Annotated in this window: 19 protein-coding genes and 4 pseudogenes; 14 read left to right on the forward strand and 9 right to left on the reverse strand. The window is 60.8% G+C overall.

Annotated elements, in window-relative coordinates; genetic code table 11:
- Positions 1–503: pseudogene (locus AC1DBQ_RS12800) on the reverse strand (carboxypeptidase regulatory-like domain-containing protein); the annotation flags it as partial.
- Between the two features lie 1,224 nt (positions 504–1,727).
- On the opposite strand from AC1DBQ_RS12800, the gene AC1DBQ_RS12805 reads away from it, so the two are divergent.
- Positions 1,728–1,853, forward strand: coding sequence for a hypothetical protein (locus AC1DBQ_RS12805; RefSeq protein ID WP_476928859.1), 126 nt, complete (start codon positions 1,728–1,730; stop codon positions 1,851–1,853).
- Between the two features lie 97 nt (positions 1,854–1,950).
- On the opposite strand, the gene AC1DBQ_RS12810 is transcribed toward AC1DBQ_RS12805, so the two are convergent.
- Positions 1,951–2,196: a DUF4193 family protein gene (locus AC1DBQ_RS12810; protein WP_476928877.1), complete on the reverse strand. Its 246-nt coding sequence runs from the start codon at positions 2,194–2,196 to the stop codon at positions 1,951–1,953.
- A gap of 26 nt (positions 2,197–2,222) precedes the next feature.
- On the opposite strand from AC1DBQ_RS12810, the gene AC1DBQ_RS12815 reads away from it, so the two are divergent.
- The 7 genes and pseudogenes from AC1DBQ_RS12815 (at position 2,223) to AC1DBQ_RS12845 (ending at position 6,600) form a co-directional block, all read left to right on the forward strand.
- Positions 2,223–2,537, forward strand: a complete 315-nt coding sequence (locus AC1DBQ_RS12815) for an MFS transporter (RefSeq protein WP_476928860.1) — start codon at positions 2,223–2,225, stop codon at positions 2,535–2,537.
- Between the two features lie 3 nt (positions 2,538–2,540).
- Entirely contained in the window at positions 2,541–2,810 is a 270-nt protein-coding gene (locus AC1DBQ_RS12820) for a hypothetical protein (RefSeq protein ID WP_476928861.1), read from the forward strand.
- Positions 2,791–3,408: an amidohydrolase family protein gene (locus AC1DBQ_RS12825; RefSeq protein ID WP_476928862.1), complete on the forward strand. Its 618-nt coding sequence runs from the start codon at positions 2,791–2,793 to the stop codon at positions 3,406–3,408. Before AC1DBQ_RS12820 ends, AC1DBQ_RS12825 begins: the two co-directional genes overlap by 20 nt.
- Positions 3,409–4,204: 796 nt before the next feature.
- Positions 4,205–4,519, forward strand: a pseudogene (locus AC1DBQ_RS12830) (substrate-binding domain-containing protein); the annotation flags it as partial.
- An 826-nt stretch (positions 4,520–5,345) separates the two neighbouring features.
- Complete coding sequence (locus tag AC1DBQ_RS12835) at positions 5,346–5,912, forward strand: recombinase family protein (RefSeq protein ID WP_476928863.1); 567 nt, start codon at positions 5,346–5,348, stop codon at positions 5,910–5,912.
- A gap of 122 nt (positions 5,913–6,034) precedes the next feature.
- Positions 6,035–6,310, forward strand: a complete 276-nt coding sequence (locus AC1DBQ_RS12840; RefSeq protein ID WP_476928864.1) for a type II toxin-antitoxin system Phd/YefM family antitoxin — start codon at positions 6,035–6,037, stop codon at positions 6,308–6,310.
- Complete coding sequence (locus AC1DBQ_RS12845; RefSeq protein ID WP_476928865.1) at positions 6,307–6,600, forward strand: type II toxin-antitoxin system RelE family toxin; 294 nt, start codon at positions 6,307–6,309, stop codon at positions 6,598–6,600. The genes AC1DBQ_RS12840 and AC1DBQ_RS12845 overlap by 4 nt, the downstream gene beginning before the upstream one ends.
- A 334-nt stretch (positions 6,601–6,934) precedes the next feature.
- Here the strand turns inward: AC1DBQ_RS12845 and AC1DBQ_RS12850 are convergent.
- Positions 6,935–7,163: pseudogene (locus AC1DBQ_RS12850) on the reverse strand (aldehyde dehydrogenase family protein); the annotation flags it as partial.
- Positions 7,164–7,720: 557 nt separating this feature from the next.
- Here AC1DBQ_RS12850 and AC1DBQ_RS12855 point away from each other — a divergent pair.
- The 6 genes from AC1DBQ_RS12855 (at position 7,721) to AC1DBQ_RS12880 (ending at position 15,837) form a co-directional block, all read left to right on the forward strand.
- The gene (locus AC1DBQ_RS12855) at positions 7,721–8,680 is read left to right on the forward strand and encodes a flavin reductase family protein (RefSeq protein ID WP_476928866.1); all 960 of its coding nucleotides are present in this window, start codon (positions 7,721–7,723) and stop codon (positions 8,678–8,680) included.
- Positions 8,681–8,766: 86 nt separating this feature from the next.
- Positions 8,767–10,023, forward strand: a complete 1,257-nt coding sequence (locus AC1DBQ_RS12860) for an acyl-CoA dehydrogenase family protein (RefSeq protein ID WP_476928867.1) — start codon at positions 8,767–8,769, stop codon at positions 10,021–10,023.
- A 154-nt stretch (positions 10,024–10,177) separates the two neighbouring features.
- Complete coding sequence (locus tag AC1DBQ_RS12865) at positions 10,178–11,212, forward strand: VOC family protein (protein ID WP_476928868.1); 1,035 nt, start codon at positions 10,178–10,180, stop codon at positions 11,210–11,212.
- A 534-nt stretch (positions 11,213–11,746) separates the two neighbouring features.
- The gene (locus AC1DBQ_RS12870; protein ID WP_476928869.1) at positions 11,747–12,751 is read left to right on the forward strand and encodes an ABC transporter substrate-binding protein; all 1,005 of its coding nucleotides are present in this window, start codon (positions 11,747–11,749) and stop codon (positions 12,749–12,751) included.
- A 421-nt stretch (positions 12,752–13,172) separates the two neighbouring features.
- Positions 13,173–14,630 (forward strand): MmgE/PrpD family protein, encoded by a 1,458-nt coding sequence (locus AC1DBQ_RS12875; RefSeq protein WP_476928870.1) that lies wholly within the window; start codon positions 13,173–13,175, stop codon positions 14,628–14,630.
- A gap of 418 nt (positions 14,631–15,048) precedes the next feature.
- Entirely contained in the window at positions 15,049–15,837 is a 789-nt protein-coding gene (locus AC1DBQ_RS12880) for an IclR family transcriptional regulator (RefSeq protein WP_476928871.1), read from the forward strand.
- A 96-nt stretch (positions 15,838–15,933) separates the two neighbouring features.
- Here the strand turns inward: AC1DBQ_RS12880 and ilvA are convergent, their stop codons facing one another.
- The 6 genes and pseudogenes from ilvA to AC1DBQ_RS12910 form a co-directional block, all read right to left on the reverse strand.
- Positions 15,934–17,172, reverse strand: coding sequence for a threonine ammonia-lyase (ilvA, locus tag AC1DBQ_RS12885; RefSeq protein ID WP_476928872.1), 1,239 nt, complete (start codon positions 17,170–17,172; stop codon positions 15,934–15,936).
- A 207-nt stretch (positions 17,173–17,379) separates the two neighbouring features.
- Positions 17,380–18,426 (reverse strand): 4-hydroxy-2-oxovalerate aldolase, encoded by a 1,047-nt coding sequence (gene dmpG / locus AC1DBQ_RS12890; protein ID WP_476928873.1) that lies wholly within the window; start codon positions 18,424–18,426, stop codon positions 17,380–17,382.
- A 2-nt stretch (positions 18,427–18,428) separates the two neighbouring features.
- Positions 18,429–19,367: an acetaldehyde dehydrogenase (acetylating) gene (locus AC1DBQ_RS12895; protein WP_476928874.1), complete on the reverse strand. Its 939-nt coding sequence runs from the start codon at positions 19,365–19,367 to the stop codon at positions 18,429–18,431.
- A gap of 10 nt (positions 19,368–19,377) precedes the next feature.
- Positions 19,378–20,193: a 2-keto-4-pentenoate hydratase gene (locus tag AC1DBQ_RS12900; RefSeq protein ID WP_476928875.1), complete on the reverse strand. Its 816-nt coding sequence runs from the start codon at positions 20,191–20,193 to the stop codon at positions 19,378–19,380.
- Complete coding sequence (locus AC1DBQ_RS12905) at positions 20,193–21,131, reverse strand: 3-carboxyethylcatechol 2,3-dioxygenase (RefSeq protein WP_476928876.1); 939 nt, start codon at positions 21,129–21,131, stop codon at positions 20,193–20,195. Before AC1DBQ_RS12905 ends, AC1DBQ_RS12900 begins: the two co-directional genes overlap by 1 nt.
- Positions 21,100–21,424: pseudogene (locus tag AC1DBQ_RS12910) on the reverse strand (hypothetical protein); the annotation flags it as partial. The gene AC1DBQ_RS12905 and the pseudogene AC1DBQ_RS12910, both read right to left, overlap by 32 nt.

Here is a 21,424-nt window from a genome sequence, read left to right on the forward strand (position 1 = left end):
TCCCCGCCGGCGCTGTCATCCTGGTACGAAGTGAACGTGACCGGCGCGGCGGCGGTGCCGTTGACGGCCACCGACCCTGAAACGTCAAGATTGCTGCTGCGGAACTTCACGACCGTGCCGGCCGAAACGCTCAACGTCACCCCAGCCGGGACGGTTACGGCGTTATCCACGATGTAGGTCCTTGTGCCGGACCATGTGGTATTTGCTGAGAGGGTTCCGGAGACATGGATAGGTGTGATCGTGACACCCAAGTCCGCGACCGCGGCGGTGGCCGCGGAAGTCTTGGCCGTGGTGGCGTAGCCGGTCTTCGTGCCGGTCACCGTCACGGTCAGAGTCTTGCCCGCGTCGGCAGCGACCGGGACGTACGTGGACTTCACGCCGGCGAGGATCGCGACACCGCCGGCCCTCCACTGGTAGGCCAGGGTCACGGGGGCCGGGCCCCAGGTGCCCGGGACCGCGGTCAGGGTTGAACCGACCKTCGCCGTTCCCGTGATCGTGGGCACCGGAGCCGGAGACAATGACGCAGCCGCAGTCGCCGATCCAGCGGGAAATTGTAGGTAGCCGCTAATGATCAGCATAACCACAAGAACGCCAGTGATGGATCTCCAGAAACTGTGATTACGCACGCAAAGTCCAGTCACTAGATGTGGCCAGACAGCCACCTCCTAGTGGCARCCGGTTGACTGCCACTGCCCCCATGAGAGTGGGCCCAGAATATAGCGGCATCATAAGCTCCGTCCACGATGTGACCTGCAGTTTTTCTGGAGTGTCACGGACCCAAATGGAATACAGGGAGCACATAGTTCTTCATTCATGGCCTTCCGCTCAGCGACAATGGGACTCGGTGGCCGTGGAGCCGGTCCAGGCAATTMGCGGGGATGGTGGGCCAGAATCCACAGTGTGGTCGGGACCAACCACCCAGAGTGGGCCGGGGCCCTCCTGAATGGTCCAAAWCAACGCCCGCACGAAGGCGGCGGGATGCGCGGTCCGAAGAGGACAAAAAAGATCGGGGCAACCACCATCTGCGCAACCAGCGGGCTGAGGTAAAGGGGCGGGCGTTATTGTGTGGGAATGGATCCCGATCGTCACAAGCCTTCAGTCATCAGCCGGCTCCTGCACGAGGTGTCATGGGAGGGCAGCAAGGTGAGATTGTATTGGGACGGTGGTCGAGGGATGGAAAACGCCTTGACGGCGGAGGTTTTCAAGGCCTGTCCAACCTCCCGAGAGACCTATTCCTAGGGGGAGTACTACGGTGTGCGCACGGCGCGGACCAAACCCGGCGTGCAGCAGCCAGCGGGGTTGAAGACGCTGACCTGGAAGTGCTGCCGGGCAGTCTCTTGCTGTCTGCCATTGACGTGGATGTCCAGCCGGACGTCTGGTCACGGGCCCGTCGGTGCAACTTCTAGTTGAGGCGGCGAAAGGCTACAAGAAGGGTGCCRCGTCCAACGTCGAGCAGCTTCCTCGGGAGCTGCTGTGTCTCCAGGAGCACAGGGGCGACCGCGCTCCCTTGCTCCTGCTGATCCTGACAACTCCCCCCACCCATCAGAGTCGCCAGTAACAGCCTCCACGGAGTCCACTCCGGCGTTGCCCTGGGTCTTGAGCCCCTGTGCGCCCGCGCCGGAATGACTGCCGAAGAGTACKAGGTATTGATGACCTCAATTCCATCCTGCGTCGCATGGATAACCTGGTCTGAGATCCACACCATCGTCAGGCGTCAGAAAGATGCGTTGTCTGACCTGCCCTCCAGCATGGCTTCATCCCTCCACCGGGTCGCTGACGGGATCGTCCAGGCCATTGAGTGGCACTCCGGCGGCGTGACCTCCGAACTTGTCGAGCTCGCGGATCGGCCCTAACGCTGCTTCAGGCGTGAGCCTTCGCTTCCCCGATACCCGTTATTACCCAGGAAGCATGTCGGATGACCGATKGTCGGGATTCCGGGGCGGGAGCGTCCTACCCCTCGCACTCGATGCAGTATGAGTGGCCGTTCTTTTCGCGGGCGAGCGGGGACCGGTGCCGGACCAGGAAGCAGGAGTAGCAGGTGAATTCGTCCGCGGCTTGGGGTATGACCTGGACGATGAGTTCCTCGGCTACGAACTCGCCCCCGGGGGTCGTGGCCTCGTCCAGTGCGTCGGCTTCGTCCAGTTCACGGACGACGCTGCGGGCATCCGGGGCGTTGGCGGACTGCAGTGGCTCCAGGGAGCGGTCCTGGGATTACCGCCATCATGTTCGCGCTGGTCGCCCTGGCCGGTGCCGGGACCATGGGCACACAAATTCTCGTCAACGTCTTCATCAGCTCCATCTACCCTGCCGAAATCCGCGGAACCGGACTGGGCTGGGCCCTGGGTGTTGGACGTCTCGGCGCCATCATGGGCCCGCTTATTGGCGGCGTCATCTTCGGCGCAGGAATGCCGGCCCAGTCGAACTTCTACGTCTTTGCCATCGTGGCAGCGATCGGTATGCTCCTCGTCCTGCCGGTCGCTGTCAGCATCCGCAACAGCCAAGGCAACCTCAACGACCTCCAGACCGTCAGGAACTAAGCCATGATCAACAACACGCGGGTCATCACCCTCGAAGAACACTTCGCCACCCCCGATTACAGCAAGGGCGAAGGAGGCAACTTCGTACCCGATTTCGCCGAAGCTGTAGCCCAACGCATCAGCGACGTGGAAAACGTCCGTCTCCCCGAAATGGACGCAGCAGGAATCGACGTTCAGGTCCTGTCCCCCCGGAGTCCAAGGCGAGAGCAGCAACGAGGCTGCGGTAGAAAAGATCAAACGAAGCAACGACGTCATGGCCAAAGTCGTCCGTGAACACTCCGACAGATTCGCCGCCTTCGGCGCCCTTCCTACCCAGGACCCGCAGGAAGCAGTCAATGAACTCAAACGCGTCGTCCTGGACCTTGGATTCAAGGGCGTACTGGTCAATGGGCACACCGCCGGCGCCTACCTCGATAGCCTCCGCTTCGATGTTCTCTGGGCAGAACTCTCCACCCTCAAAGTCCCGCTGTATATCCACCCCGCCTTCTTGCCGGCACCCCTCCCGCCGCTCCACGGCTACCCCGAACTCGCCGGGCCGGTATGGGGTTGGGGCTTCGAAACCGCCTCCCACGCTTTACGCCTTGTCGCTGGGGGCAACGGGCAAGGGCCATGGAACGTTGAGGTCACCAGCCCGGCACTGAAGAGTTTCCGCCGGCTGCCGGAGAAAGCAGCGGCAGMGATCGTCGAATTCATCACCGGTGTTCTGGCCGATAATCCCCGCCGGCTCAGCAAACCCCTCACCAACGAACTGCTCGGCCTGCGCACCGCACGGCGCGGCGACTACAGGGTGCTGTTCACCCTCGACGCCGAAGAGCACACCCTATACGTCCACCGCATCGAACACCGGTCCGAGGTCTACAAGCCGCGGTAGCCGGACTCCTCAAGGAAAGATRGGCCATTGGGCAGCCTTTCCTCCGTTCAGGCTGACGGAGGGCCCCTTATCGGCGCGCTGGAATCAACCCGGAGAGTGCTTACTCTGAGCAACTCACTGTCCGATTGGCGCCCGGCATCTGCTCATCTCTGGGGGCTTTGGGCGGAGCAGGTGGCGTCCTCCACCTACGGGCCCAAGGAGCGCACATCTGCTCAAAAGATGGCCCGGTTCCTTCCTGACGCTGCAACTCTGTGGGAGTGACGGCGGTAGCCGTGATTACGTCAACTGACTGGTGCAAAGTTGGTGGCTCACCTTGTCGGCGTTGAGGACCAGCACTGCCGCGGTTGCTMACCAGTCCTGATGTTCGCGGGTCAGTMCGAAGGGCACGGCCTAACTGAGGCCGACCGTGAAGGAGTTGTAGTCGTGCCGCGTGACAAGAATTCCTTGGCGCCCTTCGACCATAGGCTGCGTCTTGGCGATGGTCACGGCCTGGTCGAGCTGGCGTTTCATGCTGGCATGGTCGGTCACACTGACTGCGATTGGGAGGTCAATGGTGGTTCACACGGGTTTATCCTCCTCGTGCTTCGATTGTGGTGGGCTCAAGAGCTACCACTGGTTCCTCACTCACTCACACGTACCGKCGGCCGCCGAAGAGTTTGAGCTGGGCCCCCGCACTCTGGGTAGCTTGTCGCGGCGGTGCGGTGGTGCACCATGTTTGTAAGGGTGTTGAACGCCCTATCCGAAGTTGTCGGGGTCGTGGCCGGTCCGTTTCCCGCTTTCAAGGKATCKGATCGCCCTCCAGCTCGTCCGGGAGGCGAAGATCCCTCAGGCGATCTTCGCGGCCAGCGACCATACTGCCCTCGGGCTGATACGCGCGTTCGCCGAAAACGGCGTCCGCGTCCCGGACGATGTGAGCGTCGTCGGCTTCGACGATATTGAAGGTTCAGACTATTTCCTGCCTCCCCTGACCACGGYGCGCCAAGACTTCACTGCCCTAGCGCTCATGAGCATGGAAGTGCTCCTCGGTGCCATGGAGGGGCGCGAAGTGGACCGAACGCCAATAACCCCAACTCTTGTCGTCCGGGACAGCACCAAGCCAGCCACATCCTAGGTATCCCCCACCCTCCGCCGCGATTGCGGTCCCCCATGGCATCTGGCCCGCTAAAACTCAAGGCGGGACACTCCCCCAGTTACAGGGCTCAGCCAAACGCTGCGTAATGTGGCTGGCCCATGTTTCAAAACACCCGCCACAACGACCCGTTACGGCTACAACATCCGGTACAGGGCACGAATTCACAAAGTGAGCTGGACGCCGTCTTGGACAGGGCGCTGGAAGTCGTGAAGCCAGTGGCCATGACCGAACGAGTCGGCATCCGGCGTGAAGGACAGGCCCGAGTCGCCGCCGCCACGATTTCTGGGTGAACCTTGATCAAGGCAACGGGAGGATCCTCATCCATGAAGGGCATCCGTTACACCGCAGACGCTCAAGGCCTTCCAGAACGTTTGAACGTGAGAACGCTCTTTGCAGGTCTATCTGACAGCACCTTAACGGGCCGGCAGTCCATCGGCATAAGCGCGGCTAGCCACACGCGCTGTCTCGGAAGCATGGCCTGGCACGATGAATTGCAGGATGCCTTGGGATGCAGTGTCACGAGGCCAGTCCACGCGTTGTAGAGCGACGCATAGCTGTCGTCTCACAATCTCTATCGCAACCCTCGGGTTGAAAAACAGGATCGATAGTCGCACTGTGGCCGACTGCTCGCATGCTGGTGCGGCTATTTGGGGCCGTACGATTGCAGCCGACTACTGGCTGGCACGCCTCTCTTCAGTTGCCCAGTTGAAGTACACCCCAACCTGAAGATCGCGCCCCTTTGTCTTGACTTTCTGCTGGGACAAGCCTAGAACTCAACCTGACAGGACGAGGGTTGGAGGCAGCGGTGGCCGGACAGCGGATCGGGTACGTGCGTGTGAGCACGCTGGACCAGAACGAGAAACGCCAGCTCGAAGGCCAGGTTCTGGACCGGGTCTTCACGGACAAGGCCTCGGGCAGGGATACGACTAGGCCTCAGCTCACGGAACTGCTGCGGTTCGCCCGGGACGGGGACACCCTCGTGGTGCACAGCATGGACCGGTTGGCCCGCAACCTCGATGACCTGCGCGCTCTCGTCCAGGGCCTTACACGCAAAGGCGTGCGGGTGGAGTTCGTCAAGGAACACTTGGTCTTCACCGGGGAGGACTCCCCMATGGCCAACCTCATGCTCTCCGTGATGGGTGCCTTTGCCGAGTTCGAACGCTCCCTGATCAGGGAGCGGCAGCGAGAAGGCATCGCGCTGGCGAAGCAGCGCGGCGCCTACAAAGGGCGGAAAAAGACCCTCACGCCGGAACGGGCAGCCGAACTGGTCGAGCGCGCCGGCAGTGGTGTACCGAAAGCCCTCCTGGCCCACGACTACGGGATCAGCAGGGAKACGGTCTACCAGTACTTGCGCCAGGCCAAGCTGGAGTGAAGCATTCCCCCGCCGGCACAAGCGTTGCGCCATAGCAGGACCTGCGACAGGTTKACGAAATCACCATTATCGGCTAAATGTCAGGCTAGTAACTGGCCTGACTTCAGGCTAGAATTTTAGGCATGAGAACGGTACCGCTGAGCGAGGCAAAGGACAAGCTGTCAGCCCTCGTGGAGGAAGCAGACACGACGCACGAGATCATCCAGATCACCCGGCACGGGCACCCGTCAGCGGTGCTGATGTCCGCCGATGACCTGGCATCCCTGCAGGAGACCATCCACTGGCTGTCACAGCCGGGCATCCGCGAAGATCTGGACCAGGCCCGGCGCGACATAGTCGACGGCACCACCACCAGCGGCAGGGACCTCCGCCGTGAATTCGGCCTGCCGCCGCGGTGACCGATGCAGAATCCACCGCGCCCGCACTGTGGAACGTTGAGGTCACCAGCCCGGCCATGAAGGGTTTCCGGCGGCTGCCCGAGAAAGCAGCGGCAGCGATCGTCGAATTCGTCACCGGCCCTCTTGCCGAGAATCCCCACCGGCTGAGCAAGCCCCTCACGAACGAACTGCTCGGACTCCGCACTGCCCGGCGCGGCGACTATAGGGTGCTGTTCACCCTGGACATCGAAGAGCACACCCTGTACTTCCACCGCATCGAACACCGGTCCGAKGTCTACAAGCCTCGCTAACCAACTGACATGTCGGGGCAAGATGTGCCGCCGACGACCCCTCACCCGGCCCAGCTTGCTTTCTTCTTCCCCTCATTCGTGGCATTTTTTCCAAGACTACGTAAGTCAGAACTGCTCAGCCAGCGCCCGGTTCACGGCGGGGACGTTTAGGCAGGCAAAGGTTGTAGGGCATATCGGAGCCGGACATGTCGCCGTGCCAGTCGCTGCCGAGCTGCAATACGAGGCAGTGTCTTAGTCCTCTAACCCGCGACCTAATCGGTGAATGGTGACGGCATCCACCGCCTTGCACATGTGAGTCGCTCCGGCCCCGGACCTAGGAGTMCGGGCGAACAGGTTACTCCGCAATGTAGAGAAGGCGATTGTTGACGAACTCATCCATGCCCAAGGGGCCGAGTTCGCGGCCGAACCCCGAGCGCTTGACGCCGTCGAAGGGCAGATCCACGCCCGCGGCGGGCATTGACATTGGTCATACCGGACTCGATCTGCTCGKCAAGCCGGCGTGCGCAGGCGGTATCTGTACTGAAGACGACGCCTCCCAGCCCGTATGGAGTGTCATTGGCCACAGGAGCCCGGGGAAATCCGGGAGGAGCGGGACCACCAGCGTTTGCATGAGGGCAACTAAGGTGCCGCTCAGGGCCAAGACCGCGGTGATGGCGKAGGAGGACGGCCGCATTGGTGTCAGTGCAACGGAATGCGGCATCTGCTCCTTTCACCTAAGGAGGCACTAGGAGCGGCTGCGGTGAACCCACGCTTACCCCTAGGAGCGAACCAGCATTGTGTCCAACAAGGCTCTTCAACTCCCGACAGGGTCTGCCTAACGGCGGGGGCGGTCCAAGGCTCTCCCGGGCTGGGTGATGTCGGGATGAAATATCCCCGACATACTGCCCAGCGGCAACCCGGCGAGTGRAATCAACCGGCATCGAGATCACATACTCACGCTGGAGGGGCGAGACCAGCACCATTCCGGATAACGGAAAGCAGGCCGCAGGATCCCTTGGTCTTTCCGATATGCGGAATGTGGCGTGACGCCGTGCTTCCGGCGTTCACATACTGATGTGACTGGCACGCAGTACAAGGCCCTCGGCATCTGGGCCGGGCGAATACCGATAAGGAGATCCCGATGGTGACCATTCCCTACCACGCTACGTCCCACATAGAGGAACAGGGTGATCCGCTCGATGATCCCCGCGCGTTCCGGCGGGCGCTCGGTCAGTTCGCCACGGGAGTGACGGTTATGGCGACGATGACCGACGATGGCCCGGTGGGCATCACGGTGAACTCCTTCGCCGCTCTGTCGCTGGATCCGCCTCTGATCAGCTGGTCTATCCGAACTGAGTCCCAGAACCGCGAGATCTTTGCTCGGGGCGGCCACTTTGCCGTTAGCGTGCTGGCTGAGGACCAGATCGACGCATGTACGATATTCGGTCGCCCCGGGTTTGGACAGTTCGAGACGCTCCCTTGGACTGCCGGCTTACAGGGCGACCCCGTGCTCGACTGTGCGATCGCTCACTTCGAATGCACCGTGGAGGCTACCTTCCCAGGAGGGKACCACGAAATCATTATTGGACGGGTCCACCGGTACACCCGTTTCACGGGTACCCCACTGCTGTTCACTCAGGGACAGTACCGGATCACCGCCGATCACCMTCAGACCCAGGGACCCGTCGAGTTMCCGAGAGCGCAGGGGGTCGAGGACAGCGAGCCGATGTTTGTCTCCCTGCTCAGGACCACCGAACGTTCCATTTGGGACCGCTTCGAGGAACACCGCGAACAACTAGGCCTCGGGATGGTTGAAACACTGATCATCAATCTTCTCGCTGTCAGGCCGCGATCCCTCGAACAGCTGGCCACCGGTGCGCTGGTAGGGGTCGCCGACGTTGAAGACTCTGTGCGCGCGCTGTCCGAGCGCGGTCTCATCGCCCTGGTCCGTGGCGAGTACGGGCTGAGCTACGAAGGGCGCCGACTGCGCAAGGACTTGCAGACCAAGGCGGAAGCCTTCAATGAAAGGTTGATCGGTGCKATCAACTCCGACGACATGGCCACGACCCGGAAGGTGCTGCTGCAACTGCTCACTTTTTAGCAGGGAAGAGACCGTACCCGACGGTTATCGAGATGGCCGCACCGAGACGAACCGTAACGGGACTACCACAGCAAGGAAAGAAATACGTGAACAACATTGCGGAACGCCAAAGCAGCACCCCGATCAACCTCGCTGCCCGGAGCCGGGACTGGACGGATTACCGACGCCGGGCAATCGAAGCCGGTACAGATTTTCTCCATGAAGTTGACGACATTTTAGATTTTTTGAGGATGCGCCGATTCCAGTCCGAGGCCGAGGGCAAGGTTTCCGAAGCGTCGATGGAAAAGATGGTCTCCGCTGGCGTGTTCCGGGCATTCACGCCGCTTCGCTATGGAGGTTTGKAGATGCCGCCCGCCGCCTTCTTCGAAGGCGTCATGAGGATTGCCGAGGCCGACAGTTCGGCGGCCTGGATCGCTGGGCAACTCCACATCCACTCGTTCGAGATCGCCCTCATGTCCGAGCGCATGCAGGACGAGTTCTGGGCCGACGGACCGGACACTCGCGCCTCCAGTTCCTATGCGCCAATCGGCAAAGTTACCCCCGTGGAGGGCGGCTACATCCTCAACGGAACGTGGACGTTCTCGTCAGGCGTTGATCACGCGCAGTGGGTAATCCTCGGCAACCATGACAAGGCGCATGTAGTGCCAATTTCGGACGTTGTTATAGACCATGGAAGCTGGGATGTGCAGGGCCTAAAGGGAACCGGCAGCAAGGCCGTCAGCCYCCAGGATGTCTTTGTTCCCGACTACCGTACTCATTATTTTGTCGATGTATATAACGACGAAAATCCAGGTTGGTTGGTTAACAATGTGCCGCTGTACTGGTGCTCGTTCATGTCAATGTTTTTTTCCACCCCCGTCAACACTGCGGTTGGTACGTCACTCAACGGGATCAAGACTTTCATTGAACAGTCTAAAAAGCGTCTGACCAGCCAAGGGACCGGGTCACCGGTCGCGCAGAATCCGTTCCTTCATTTGAAGGTGGCGGACGCGCTGACCACGCTCGGGGCACTGCGTGATCGACATCTGGCCAATTGGCACCAGATGTTTGAACTGGCCTGCCAGGGCGAAGTCACCACAAGCGAAGAGCGTATGCGCGTTCGTTTCGAGGCCGCCAACCTGATCGGCAACAGCTTTGACAAATTCGCCGAGCTTTGGCCGGTGGCAGGCGCTGCAGCAACCAGTTCAACAAACCCGCTCCAGCAAACGTTCCGTGATCTCATGGCTGTCCGTAACCACGGGTCCGGTGGCCGGGAAGTCGCAGCGGGAATGTATATCAAGGAGATGTTTGGCATTCCTCCAGCACCCTTCAAGGACTTCGGAACACTGGGCTACTACAAGTAGCCGCAACTTCAGCCGGTGCCGCGCCACCAAGAGACCGACCACGGACGCTTGGGTCAGAGCTCCTGCCGTAGGCAGATTTAATCTTTCACAAAGTGCACAGCATCGTCGCGCTACTCCACGGCGCAGCGACCCACCTCACCCCGTCAATGAAGATATGGAGAAGATCATGACGAAATTGTCAGACCGATACGATTCAGGACCGCAGATCTCGCACGCGGGCGCGATTAATCTCGGCACKAAGGACATCGAAAAATCGCTGGGGTTTTTCCGCGACGTCTTAGGAATGGAAGAAGTCGAACGCGACGGAGACGTGGCGTACCTTCGCGCATACCAGGAGCTTGGGCATCACTCCTTGGTGCTAGGGCAGCAGGAGGAAAATGGTGTGAATTCCTTCAGTTTTCGCACCCAGCGGCCCCAAGACGTAGAGCTGTTCTACGAAGAGCTCCAACGACTGGAGATGGAKGCCATAGAGGTTCCGGCCGGCACAGAAAAGGGCCGTGGCACGGCTGTACGTTTCCTGCTGCCCGGGGGCGAGCATCCTTTCGAGCTGTACTACGACATGGACAAGCCCCTCGCTCCTGAACCTCTGCGCTCCCGTCTTCCATCCAACAGCTCAAAACGCCGCGGACTCGGTGTGCGCCGATTGGACCACTTCAACATCCAAACCTCACCCTCCACGATCAACCAGGCCGAGCAGTGGATGCGCGATCACCTTGGMTTCAAGCGCAGGGAGTATGCCAACCTGCCCGACTCACAGACCCTGCTGGCTTCATGGGTGTCGGTGACACCCCAGGGACACGACGTTGCCATCGTAGCCAACTCGGAGGAGAAGAAGGGTCAGTCCCACCACTTCGCCTACAATCTGGAGAATGACGGTGACGTGAATACTGCTGCGGACATCCTGAAGGATCTGGATGTTGAGTACGGTTGGGGGCCGGGAAAGCACGGCATCGGACAAGCGACTTACCTGCACGTCCATGATCCTGGTTCCGACCACCGTGTCGAACTRTATGCTGGCGGCTTCCTCATTTTCGACCCGGACTGGGAGCCCATCGAATGGAAACCGGTTGACTTCCCCGACGGGCTGGCCTGGTACGGCCAACGCGCCGACACCACGCCGGGCAGCCGGGGGCTCGAAACGACCGGTACCGCCGGCCTGACGCATCCCTTCTTAAGCATGAGCAGGTAAGGCACTGGAAGTTCTTCCAGCGGCAGAAAGAACGCCGCCGGGCTAGGTGCTCGGCGGCGCTTCGCCTCTCTCCCCGGGCCGAATTTCGTCGCCCAGACGTATCAGTCCAACGGGGCTCGCTTTCAGGCCAGGGATTCGTCCTTCCGGAGTTATGGTTATCCCCGATTGCCCATCTGGCGGGTGGACTCCACGGTGGCGCGTTGACACAACTCTGAGCCCCATGCGCCGCAGGMCGCCATAACCCACGACGAGGGGCGGGCCTCATCAAAATTGGTTCCTTAACCTACTGAGCCAGTACATCTGTACGCCACCAATACCAGGGCAGCAACGTCTTATAGCCCGCATGATTCCACCTAAGGTGCTGGTTCCGATCATGTGGCAGAGCGGGCCMRGTAKAGGCTTTTTCGATATGCGGGAAGCACGAAGTTCTCTTCGGGCGACCGTGCTTATGATCCCTGTACCAKGCACTACAAAAAAGATAGCCGCTGAACTTCACAATTGCGGCAGCATTCAATTGCAAAGGAGCAATGTCAGATGCGAACACTATCCACCCCCACCAAACGACTAGGCACCGTGGCCAGTTTGGTCCTCCTGGGGCTTATTATCTCGGCTTGTTCTGGCCCCGCCGAGTCGAGCGCGGGTGCCGAGGCAACGAAAACCACAATCGTGGTTGGAGCCCCCTCAAGTCTGTCGGGCATTGRCATCCACACAGCTGTCGCCGAAGGCGCCTTCATGGATACGGGTCTTGAGGTTTCGACCGTTCCAAATAAGTCTGCTAATGAGGCTGTCCCACAGCTGTTGAACAACGGTATCCAAGTAGCCGTCACGGATACGGTGACTTTCATGCAGGCCCGAGCACAAGGACTTCCAGTGAAGATCATCGCCCCGGCCGCCCTTCAGGACACTAATGGCGAGCCCAACAAGATGGGTGCCGCGAGCGTTCTCGCGAAGAGCGACAGCGACATCCGTTCAGTTGCCGACCTCAACGGCAAACGAGTGGGCATTCCGGGGCTCGGGACGCTGACGTGGATGAATATCCGTGCTTCCATCGATGCGTCAGGAGCCGACTCGTCGTCAGTCCAATTCGTTGAAGTTCCACCTGCCCAGATGGTCGACCTCCTGCTCCGGGGACAAATCGACGCTGCTACGGCGAGCGAGCCGMTCGCCTCGAGCTCCATCGCGACTGGTGGCGTGAAGCTGGTGCAGAACACGGATGCTCCTGGAAACCAAGGTGTCCCCACCGTCGTCTACGTGGCCACTGAAAAGTTCATTGCCGAGAATCCCAAGGCTGTGCGCAGTTTTGCTGATGCAGTGATGAAGAACGCGGCCAAAGTAAACTCAGACCGAGGTCTCGCGCTCCGCGTGGCGACTGAGAAAATGGGCCTGAAAGCGGAACTGTTGAAAAACGCGTTCGTCCAGAAGCAGGCTGAGACTCCCATTGATCCTGCCGCCCTCGGCAAGATCTCTGAGATTGCGCTGCGCTATAAGATTCTCAACACGGCACCTTCGCCTGCTGACCTTCTGGCAGACCAGGGCTAAAGATGGCTGGCCGGGMCGGMAGCTCACTAGCAAGACGACCCGGCCAGCCAGCCCTCCAACGGGCCCCAATACGCTTGTCCGTATCCGTACCGTTGGGATTGCTAAGAGACGCGTGGGACACCCTCTTAAAATTCACAGCGCAGGTGCCGCTCTGATCCCACTACACCGATCGGCTCCGGAACTAGCTTGTGGACACGGTCGTCTCCMAACTGTCCGTGCCTCCACAGCAGGCGAGTGGTGCCGGATGGATGGTCTCATTTCGCACAGGGCATCAGAAACACGCATGCGCCCGTTGTTCCGAGGCACCGTTTCGGGATACCGGCAAGCATCCTTAAGGGTCCGATTCCGTGACCTGTTTTGAATCGACTAGTCCCCAACAACAGGGGAAGACCTTATACAGAGGAGTCTTATGCCTTCGTCCTTGATCGACACTCTTGTCAGCCACATTTTGGATACTTCGTTTGAGGCGTTCAGCGCCGATGACATCAAAGCAGGAAAGATGCGCTTGATTGACGCGCTGAGCTGCACTGTATCGGGGCGCGGTGCAGCGGGCAACGACGCGATGGCCACGGTTATCCGCAATATGGGCGGGCTGCCACAGGCTAGTGTATTGGCCAGCGATGAGAAGCTGCCGCTGCMGTACGCCGCTCTCGTGAACTCTCTTCAGCTGCGTAGCTTCGACTTCGAAGTCTGCGGACCGGAGCCCGAAGGTGCCAACGCTGGGAAGATGGTTGGCCACGTCGCGAGCACCACGGAGCCAACAGCGTTGAACGTTGGTGAATTCGTGCACGCATCCGGTCGCGAGATGCTTGCCGCAGTCATCCTCGGCGGCGATGTCGCGGCTCGCATTTCGGTCAGCAACAAATTTAACTTCGACGCCGATTTCGAAGTGTGCGGCACGTCCAACGCTTTCGGCGCCACCGCGGTCGCGGGTCGACTGCTGGGGCTCAGTCATGAGCAACTGCGCAATGCCTTCGGTATCCTGCTCAACCTGATGGCCGGTTCGTACMAGGGCATCTGGGACGGAGCTGCGAGTTTCAAGCTTCCAGGGGCCATGGCCGCCTACAACGGCATCTTGAGTTGCCAGCTGTCCCTCGAAGGGTTMTCCGGCGTCTCTGACGCACTGGAAAGCCGCCTTGGCTTCTTCCACCTCTACGCCCCGGAGCCGCAACCCGAGAATGCACTGGTCGACCTAGGCAAGGTGTTCTATGTGAAAGGGTCACATAAGCTTCACCCTTCATGCTACGGGAACMATAACGCTATCGATTGTTCTATTGAACTCCATGAGGAGTACGGTCTCGGGGGCGACGACGACATCGAATCAGTGACTGTTGATGTACGTCAKCCACTGATCGACCATTTCCTTAACCAAGTGGCCACTGCCGAGGATGACCAGCCTAAGTTCCTCTTCACGATGCCCTACGCGGTGGCCAATGCGCTGCACCGCGGACGCCCGGAGCTAGATCACTACACCACCGAGAACATCTATGACCCGACAGTGCTCGGTCTCACGAGGCGCGTCGTGCTCGAGCCCAACCTCGGGGAGGGCTTTTTGTACGCCGCCCGTGTTCGGGTAAAGATGAAGGACGGCAGGGAACTCGAGCGGTTCCGGGACAGCGAACCTCGTGGTTGGCTGGAAACCCCGGCTAGCTATGATGACGTCGTCGCGAAGTTCTGGCGCAACATACAGTTCCGGGGTGAACTCTCGCAGGAAAAGGCTGAACGCGCCCTGCATATGCTGCACCACATCGAAGAGGTAGGCGACGTCGCTGCGCTTGCTGAGGCTCTGTCCCTACCGTCCGGAAACCCTTCAGTTGCGCCGAAGCCGTTGCAGTCAGGCCACACCCCTGAAATGTCACTTGGTTTGACGAGCATTTGAATAACGTCTCCGACCAAGGGTTCACCTGGCGATCCGGCCGCCCTCGGCCTATCGATGGTGTCCCGATGCGCCGACCAAGCATCACCTGAAACCAGGAAGAGTACGGCTGGGCAAGTGGCGCGGATGGGCAAATACGTTATCGGAGACAAAGGACTTTCCCGGGTGTGTGTTGCTTCAACAAGCACCGCACAACACTTTGGAGGTTCCTTTGCGTCAGGGTCGAACCCGTGTCCCGCACAAATCGGAACAGGAGTACCCGTCTGATGGTCATCCCAATACAGCCAAGGGCGGCCCGCCCGATGCCCGGGGGGATGACATTGCTTTTCTGTACCAACCACTATAATCTCTGTACCAAGCACTACAAAAGTGTTGTAAGTCACAAGTGTCTCACGTGCAGGTTTTTTGAAGGAATAGATCGATGACGGCCAAGGCTACTTCGAAGAATCAGTCTGACGCGGGCGGTACCGCTTCGACGGTTCGTGCCTTGCAGCTACTGGACATCTTCACCGGCGAAAAGGCTCTTCTCGGCGTAAGTGAAATCGCCAGACAGGCTGGACTTCCTACTTCCACAACCCATCGCCTACTCTCTCACTTGATTGAAGGAGAGTTGGTCACGAAAGTCGGCACTAACTATCGACTCTCGGCGAGAATGTTCKAATTAGGGAACCAGGGATTACACAGCCGTCCGCAGGGCATCAGGAATGTTGCCGGTCCTTATCTCGGAGAACTCTTCGGGGTGACCCGGTTGACAACACACTTGGCGGTGCTCKAACGTCCTCAGATTCTGTTGGTCGACAAGATCTGCAGCCTTAAGACCCAGCCGGCCAGGGCAAGCGTCGGGGGACGATACTCCGCTGTCTGCACGGCACTGGGAAAAGCGCTATTGGCGTACCAATCGGAAGATGAAATCAGACGTGTCATTGCCGCGGGGTTGCCAAGACGGACCCGGTACTCCATTACCCGTCCGTCTGATTTGCTCAGCCAGTTGGCTGATGTACGCAGCACCAKACTCGCTTTCGAGAGAGAAGAAAGCACTTTGGGACAGTACTGCATCGCCAGCCCGATTCTCGTCGATGGTCAGGCGATCGCCGCAGTGGGTCTTTCAGGAAATACAAATGAGGTGGACCTGCCGCAACACCGTGCCATATTGCTTCGCGCCTGTACTGAGCTCTCAGCAGAATTGCGGAAATCGCATGGCGCAGCGTAACCAAATTCGAGGTTTCGATTTCTGAAGCACTTTATTGTCTCCAGCAGGAGGTCATTAAGGGTCACCGGAAATCCAAAGATGCCCTTCACGATCGCCCTAGTGCACCATGATCGGCTGGAAGCCTTCTACCCGGAGGGCTCCGAGCACTTRCTTTCCATGCTCGTGCCCCTTGGTCTCGAGATTGACGGTGATGGAGACGTCGCCCATGCTGATCGAACCGCCCACGCGCGTGTGATCCAGTCCGGTAACGTTGGCATCGTTCTCTGCGATGATGCGAGCAATTGTGGCCAGTGAACCCGGTCGGTCATCAAGCATCATCCGCACCGTCATATACCGTCCGGCTGCGGAAAGTCCCCGCTGGATGACCTTGAGCATCAACATGGGATCGATGTTGCCGCCGGAGAGCACCACTGCAGTAGTTCCAGGGTTCTCGATTTTTCCGTCCATGAGCGCTGCCACTCCCACGGCTCCTGCCGGTTCGACCACCATTTTGGCCCTCTCCAACAAGAATATTAATGCGCGCGCGAGCGAATCCTCACTKACTGTGACGACGTCATCCACCAGTTCACGGATGATGCTGAACGGTAACTGCCCTGGACGCCCGACGGCTATGCCGTCGGCCATGGTGGACACCTTCTTCAGCGGAACCAGGGCATCAGCAGCCAGAGACGGCGGGTAGGCCGCCGCATTTTCGGCCTGCACACCGATAATTCGGACATCCCGGCCCAACTCCTTGGCCTTGGCTTTGACGGCCACAGCGACGCCGGCCAKCAGCCCTCCTCCTCCCACTCCCATCACGATGGTGTTGACGTTGGGGACCTGTTCCAAAATTTCCAACCCGATGCTTCCCTGGCCGGCCACTATATCCGCGTTATCGTATGGATGAGCGAAGACGGCGCCCGACTCATTGGCGTAGCGCTGCGCTTGGGCGAGGGCCTCATCCACATTGTGCCCGTGCAGCACCACTTCGGMTCCGTGACTGCGTGTGGCGGCCAGCTTGGGCAGAGCCACTCCGAGCGGCATATAGATGCGGGCCTTCATGCCCAGCCTCTTGGCCGCCAACGCCACTCCTTGGGCGTGGTTGCCCGCGGAGGCTGCAACGACGCCTCGCCCTTTCTCTTCCTCGGAGAGCCTGGCCAGGCGGACATAGGCACCACGGACCTTGAAAGAGCCGGCACGCTGKAGATTTTCGCACTTAAAGTAAACGTCTCCGCCTACGATTCCCCCTAGCGCACGGGATGATTCCACCGGGGTTTTTATGATAATGCCCTCGAGCAGCTTCTGCGCCTCGATGACATCGTCCAGTGTGACGGGCAGGGCCTCGGAAGCATTCACGGGTTTGTTCTCCTTTTGGCTGTCGTCCGCATMTTTCCGCGCGGACGCCTCGGCGCCGAACAGTTTGCTGCTTATCCCCTTAGTGGGAGACTCCCCCACTGGATGATTTGGACTGAGCATGAGGCCAGTGCTTTCAGAAGCTGCGCGTGGGTCTGCTTTGTCTCGTTCTGGGGCAGAGCAGACCCACCGCGTTCTGCAGGCTTGGGGTTAGGCGACGCGTGCCCCGGAGGCGAGCTGGACAGCGACGTCGACGATCATGTCTTCCTGACCCCCCACGTAGCCGGCTTTGCCGATTTCTTCGAGGATCTGCCAGGCGGGGACGCCGTAGCGTTCTGCGGCGCGTTCGGCGTGGATGAGGAAGGAGGAGTAGACCCCGGCGTAGCCCTGCATGATGGAGGCCCGGTCCATGATGGGCATGCGGGTGATGATGGGTTTGACGATGTCTTCGGCCGCTGCCATCACGCCGTGGACGTCAACGCCCGTGTGGATGTTCAGGCGTTCGAAGGCGGCGGCGAGGACTTCGGTAGGTGAGTTCCCGGCCCCGGCGCCAAGGGCAAGGAGGGTCCCGTCGATCTGTTTTGCCCCGGCGCGTGCGGCGTAGACGGAGTTCGCGACGCCGAAGGACAGGTTCTGGTGGCCGTGGAAGCCCACCTGCGCGTCGGTGCTGAGCTCGGCGACGAGGGCGGCGACGCGGTCGGAGACGTCGTCCAGGATCAGGGCGCCGGCGGAGTCGACGACGTAGACGCACTGGCAGCCGGCGTCGGCCATGATCCGCGCCTGCTTGGCCAGGTTTTCCGGGGTGGTGCGGTGCGAGAGCATCAGGAACCCGACAGTTTCCATGCCGAGTTTGCGGGCGTGCTGGAAGTGCTGGATGGACACATCAGCCTCGGTGCAGTGCGTGGCGATCCGGGCCACGGACGCGCCGGCTTCGTGCGCGGCGTTCAGGTCGTGGATGGTGCCCAGGCCCGGGAGCATCAGCACCGCGATCCGTGCGTTCTTCGCTTCGTCGACGGCGGCGCGGACCAGGTCCAGTTCCGGGGTGAGGGAGAAGCCGTAGTTGAAGGAGGACCCGCCGAGCCCGTCGCCGTGGGTCACCTCAATGACCTCGACGTTGGCGTCATCGAGGGCACGGACCACGGAGCGGACGTGGGCTTCGGTGAATTTGTGGCTCATGGCGTGGGAGCCGTCGCGCAAGGTCGTGTCCGTGAGCCGGACGCTCAGGTTCTGTGCTGTGGTGTCGGAGGTGGGGGTCATGGTTATGCTCCTACGGGCGTTGAATTGGTGGCGGCGTCCATGCGTTCGGCCAGCAGGTCACCTGTGCGGGTGGCCGCGGCGGTGATGATGTCCAGGTTGCCGGCGTATTCGGGCAGGTAGTCAGCCGCTCCCTTAACCTGGACCCAAACGCCGACCCGGCCGTTGCCGTTCCAGTCGTCGCGGGCGGTGTCGAACTGGGGCTCGACGCGCAGCGAGTAGCCGGGGACGTAGTCCTGGATGCCGGCGACGGCCTCGTTGATCGAGGCGATGATCCGGTCGCGCAGCTCGCCGGGTTCGGCGGCCTCGGCCGGGATCGCGGCATAGATGGTGTTGCGCATGATCATGGGCGGTTCCACCGGATTGATGATGATGATGGCCTTGCCCCGTTTTGCCCCGCCGACCTCTTCGAGGGCCTTGGCTGTGGTTTCGGTGAATTCGTCGACGTTGGCGCGCGTGCCCGGGCCGGCTGATTTGGAGGCGATGGACGCGACGATCTCGGCGTAGTCCACGGGCACCACGGAGGAAATCGCGGCAACGATCGGGGTGGTCGCCTGCCCGGCGCAGGTAATCATGTTCACGTTCAGAACATCTTCAAGGGCATCCAGGTTCACCACGGGGCACAAGTACGGGCCGACAGCGGCCGGGGTCAGATCGATCGCGTGGATGCCGGCGGCCTTGTATTTGGGGGCGTTGGCTTCGTGGGCCTTGGCTGAGGTGCATTCGAAAACGAAGTCGGGCAGGTCGTCCTGGGCCAGGAGCCAGTCMACGCCTTCGGCGGAGGTGGTGATGCCGAGCCGGGCGGCGCGGGCGAGCCCGTCGGAAGCCGGGTCCACACCGATCATGTATTTGACTTCGAGGTTGTTACTGCGGCGCATGATTTTGAACATCAGGTCGGTGCCGATGTTGCCCGAGCCGACGATGGCTGCTGTTTTCTTGGCCATGGTGGTGTCCTTAGTCTGTGAAGTGAATTGTCAGTGAGCCCAGCGGGCCGAATTCCGCGGTCGCGGTGCTGTTCGCCACGACGGGCATGGCTACCGTGAAGGAGCCGGGCAGGATCAGCTGCCMGGCTTCCAGCGCCACACCCTGCTCGCCCAGGACGTTGGCCAGCCAAGCCAGTGGTGCTACGGGGTGCCCCATGACGTCCGCGCCCGTCCCGGTCCCCGTGATTTCGCCGTCGATCACCAGTGAGCAGGTGACATCCAGTAGCCCAATAGGATCGGCGAAATCCAGCGCAAGGGGGCGTGAACCGACGGCGATGGCACCGCAGGAGGCGTTATCCGCAATGGTGTCGACGAGTTTGATGTCMCAGTCCGTGATGCGGGAGTCAATGATTTCGATGGCAGGGTAGATGGCACCGATGGCGGCCGCGGCCTGCTCCAGCGTGACACCTGGTCCCTTCAGGGTCTCCTTCAGGATATAACCAAGTTCAGGCTCCACCTTGGGCTGAATGAACCGGTTCGCCGGGATCCGGGCCTCATCATGGTGGACCATGTCCGCGAAGAAGAAGCCGAAGTCCGGTGAGTCCACGCCCAATTGCCGCTGCATGGCAAGGGATGTCAGCCCCACTTTGCGGCCTGCGAGTACCCGTCCTGCTGCGACGTGGTGCGCAAGCTGGGCTGTCTGGATGTCGTAGGCGTCCTGGACGGTCATGTCCTCCAGACGGTCCCGCAAGGGGKCCACCGGAACCAGGRAGCCAGTTGCCTCCAGCAGTTCGACGGCCAGCTGGTTCTTGAGCTTGGTACGGAGGGTTTCGGTCTGTGTGCTCATCATTTCACCATCGCTGTGGTCACGCCGAAACCGGCGATGAATTCGGGAATCGGGCGGTAGTACTCGGAGGTGACCGTGTATTCGCCTGCTGCTGCAAGCGCGTTGTAGGCGGCCACCCAGTTGCGGACTTCATGGGCTGAGTTACCGGCTGCGGCGGCCATCGCGGGCGCGGTCCAAGCGTCCAGCTTCTCCAGGTCGCCGGAAGCGATAATGGCGAGGAATTCACGGTCCCATTCAGGGTTCAGGTCCATGATGCTCGCCTCACCCTTGGCGAACGCTGCGGCCGTATCGATGACGCGCTGCTGGCGTGCGTTCCTGGCCGCCGCAGTGGGATGCCGGCCGTTGAGCAGCATTGCCCTCTGCTCCGGCGTGGCCGTGGCAATCTGGGGCACCGGGGGGTCGTGGGACAGTCCACCGGAGCCGATGATGAGGACCTTCTGGTCCAGCGTCTTAAGGTAATTCCCGACCGCGGTGCCCAGCTGCCGCACGCGGCGCATCGACGCGAACGGCGGAGCCACGGAGTTGACGAAAATCGGCACGACCGGCTTGGCCGCAATAGAGCCGAAGAGAACCTCCAGGGGCTGGACGGCGCCGTGATCGATTTCCATCTTCAGCGAGATGGCAGCATCCAGGTCGGCGTCGAGGACCGCTTGGGCGAGGTCCTTGGCGATCTGCGTGGGGACGTTCAACGGGCCTTCCTCGGAACCGTAGTCGCCCACGGAAACGGCTTCGTAGCCGATGCAGAACGGCGGCATCAGCTCATAGAAGAAGCCGTTGTAGTGGTCCGGGGCAAAAGAGACCACAAGGTCAGGATCGAAGTCCTCGACGAACTTGCGCGCCACCGCGAACGCGGCGTCGACGTCGTATTGGATTTCTTCCGGCGGTTCGGTGACCTCCAGAAGCGGGCTATGCGACATGCAGACGAGTGCTAGCGTCATGGCTGGCTCCTTCCTTGAAAGACATTGCGGTGAGGATGGCTGAGAGAGTGCGCGKGGCGTCCTGTGCCAGGMAGGCTCCGGCAACAAAGCGGTCCGGGCGGATGAAAAGGACCGGGGTGGGGCGGTCATCGAACCACTTCTTGAGGCGCCCTTCGGCGTCACCRACGACGATCACGTCGTGGCTGTAGCGCTCCTCAGCCCAAATTCGCTGCGATTCGGGAACGACGGCGACAAAGCTGGCACCAAGGGCTTCCAGCCGGGCGACTTCCTCTGAGCTGAACATCCCCTTGGGG

Source organism: Arthrobacter sp. 10T413_2, from assembly GCF_056394205.1.

Bases quoted from the DNA above. Each gene is read 5' to 3' on its own strand.
- dmpG (WP_476928873.1), bottom strand. From the start codon at position 18,426: ATGACCCCCACCTCCGACACCACAGCACAGAACCTGAGCGTCCGGCTC.
- AC1DBQ_RS12815 (WP_476928860.1), top strand. From the start codon at position 2,223: ATGTTCGCGCTGGTCGCCCTGGCCGGTGCCGGGACCATGGGCACACAA.
- AC1DBQ_RS12820 (WP_476928861.1), top strand. From the start codon at position 2,541: ATGATCAACAACACGCGGGTCATCACCCTCGAAGAACACTTCGCCACC.
- AC1DBQ_RS12905 (WP_476928876.1), bottom strand. From the start codon at position 21,131: ATGACGCTAGCACTCGTCTGCATGTCGCATAGCCCGCTTCTGGAGGTC.
- AC1DBQ_RS12840 (WP_476928864.1), top strand. From the start codon at position 6,035: ATGAGAACGGTACCGCTGAGCGAGGCAAAGGACAAGCTGTCAGCCCTC.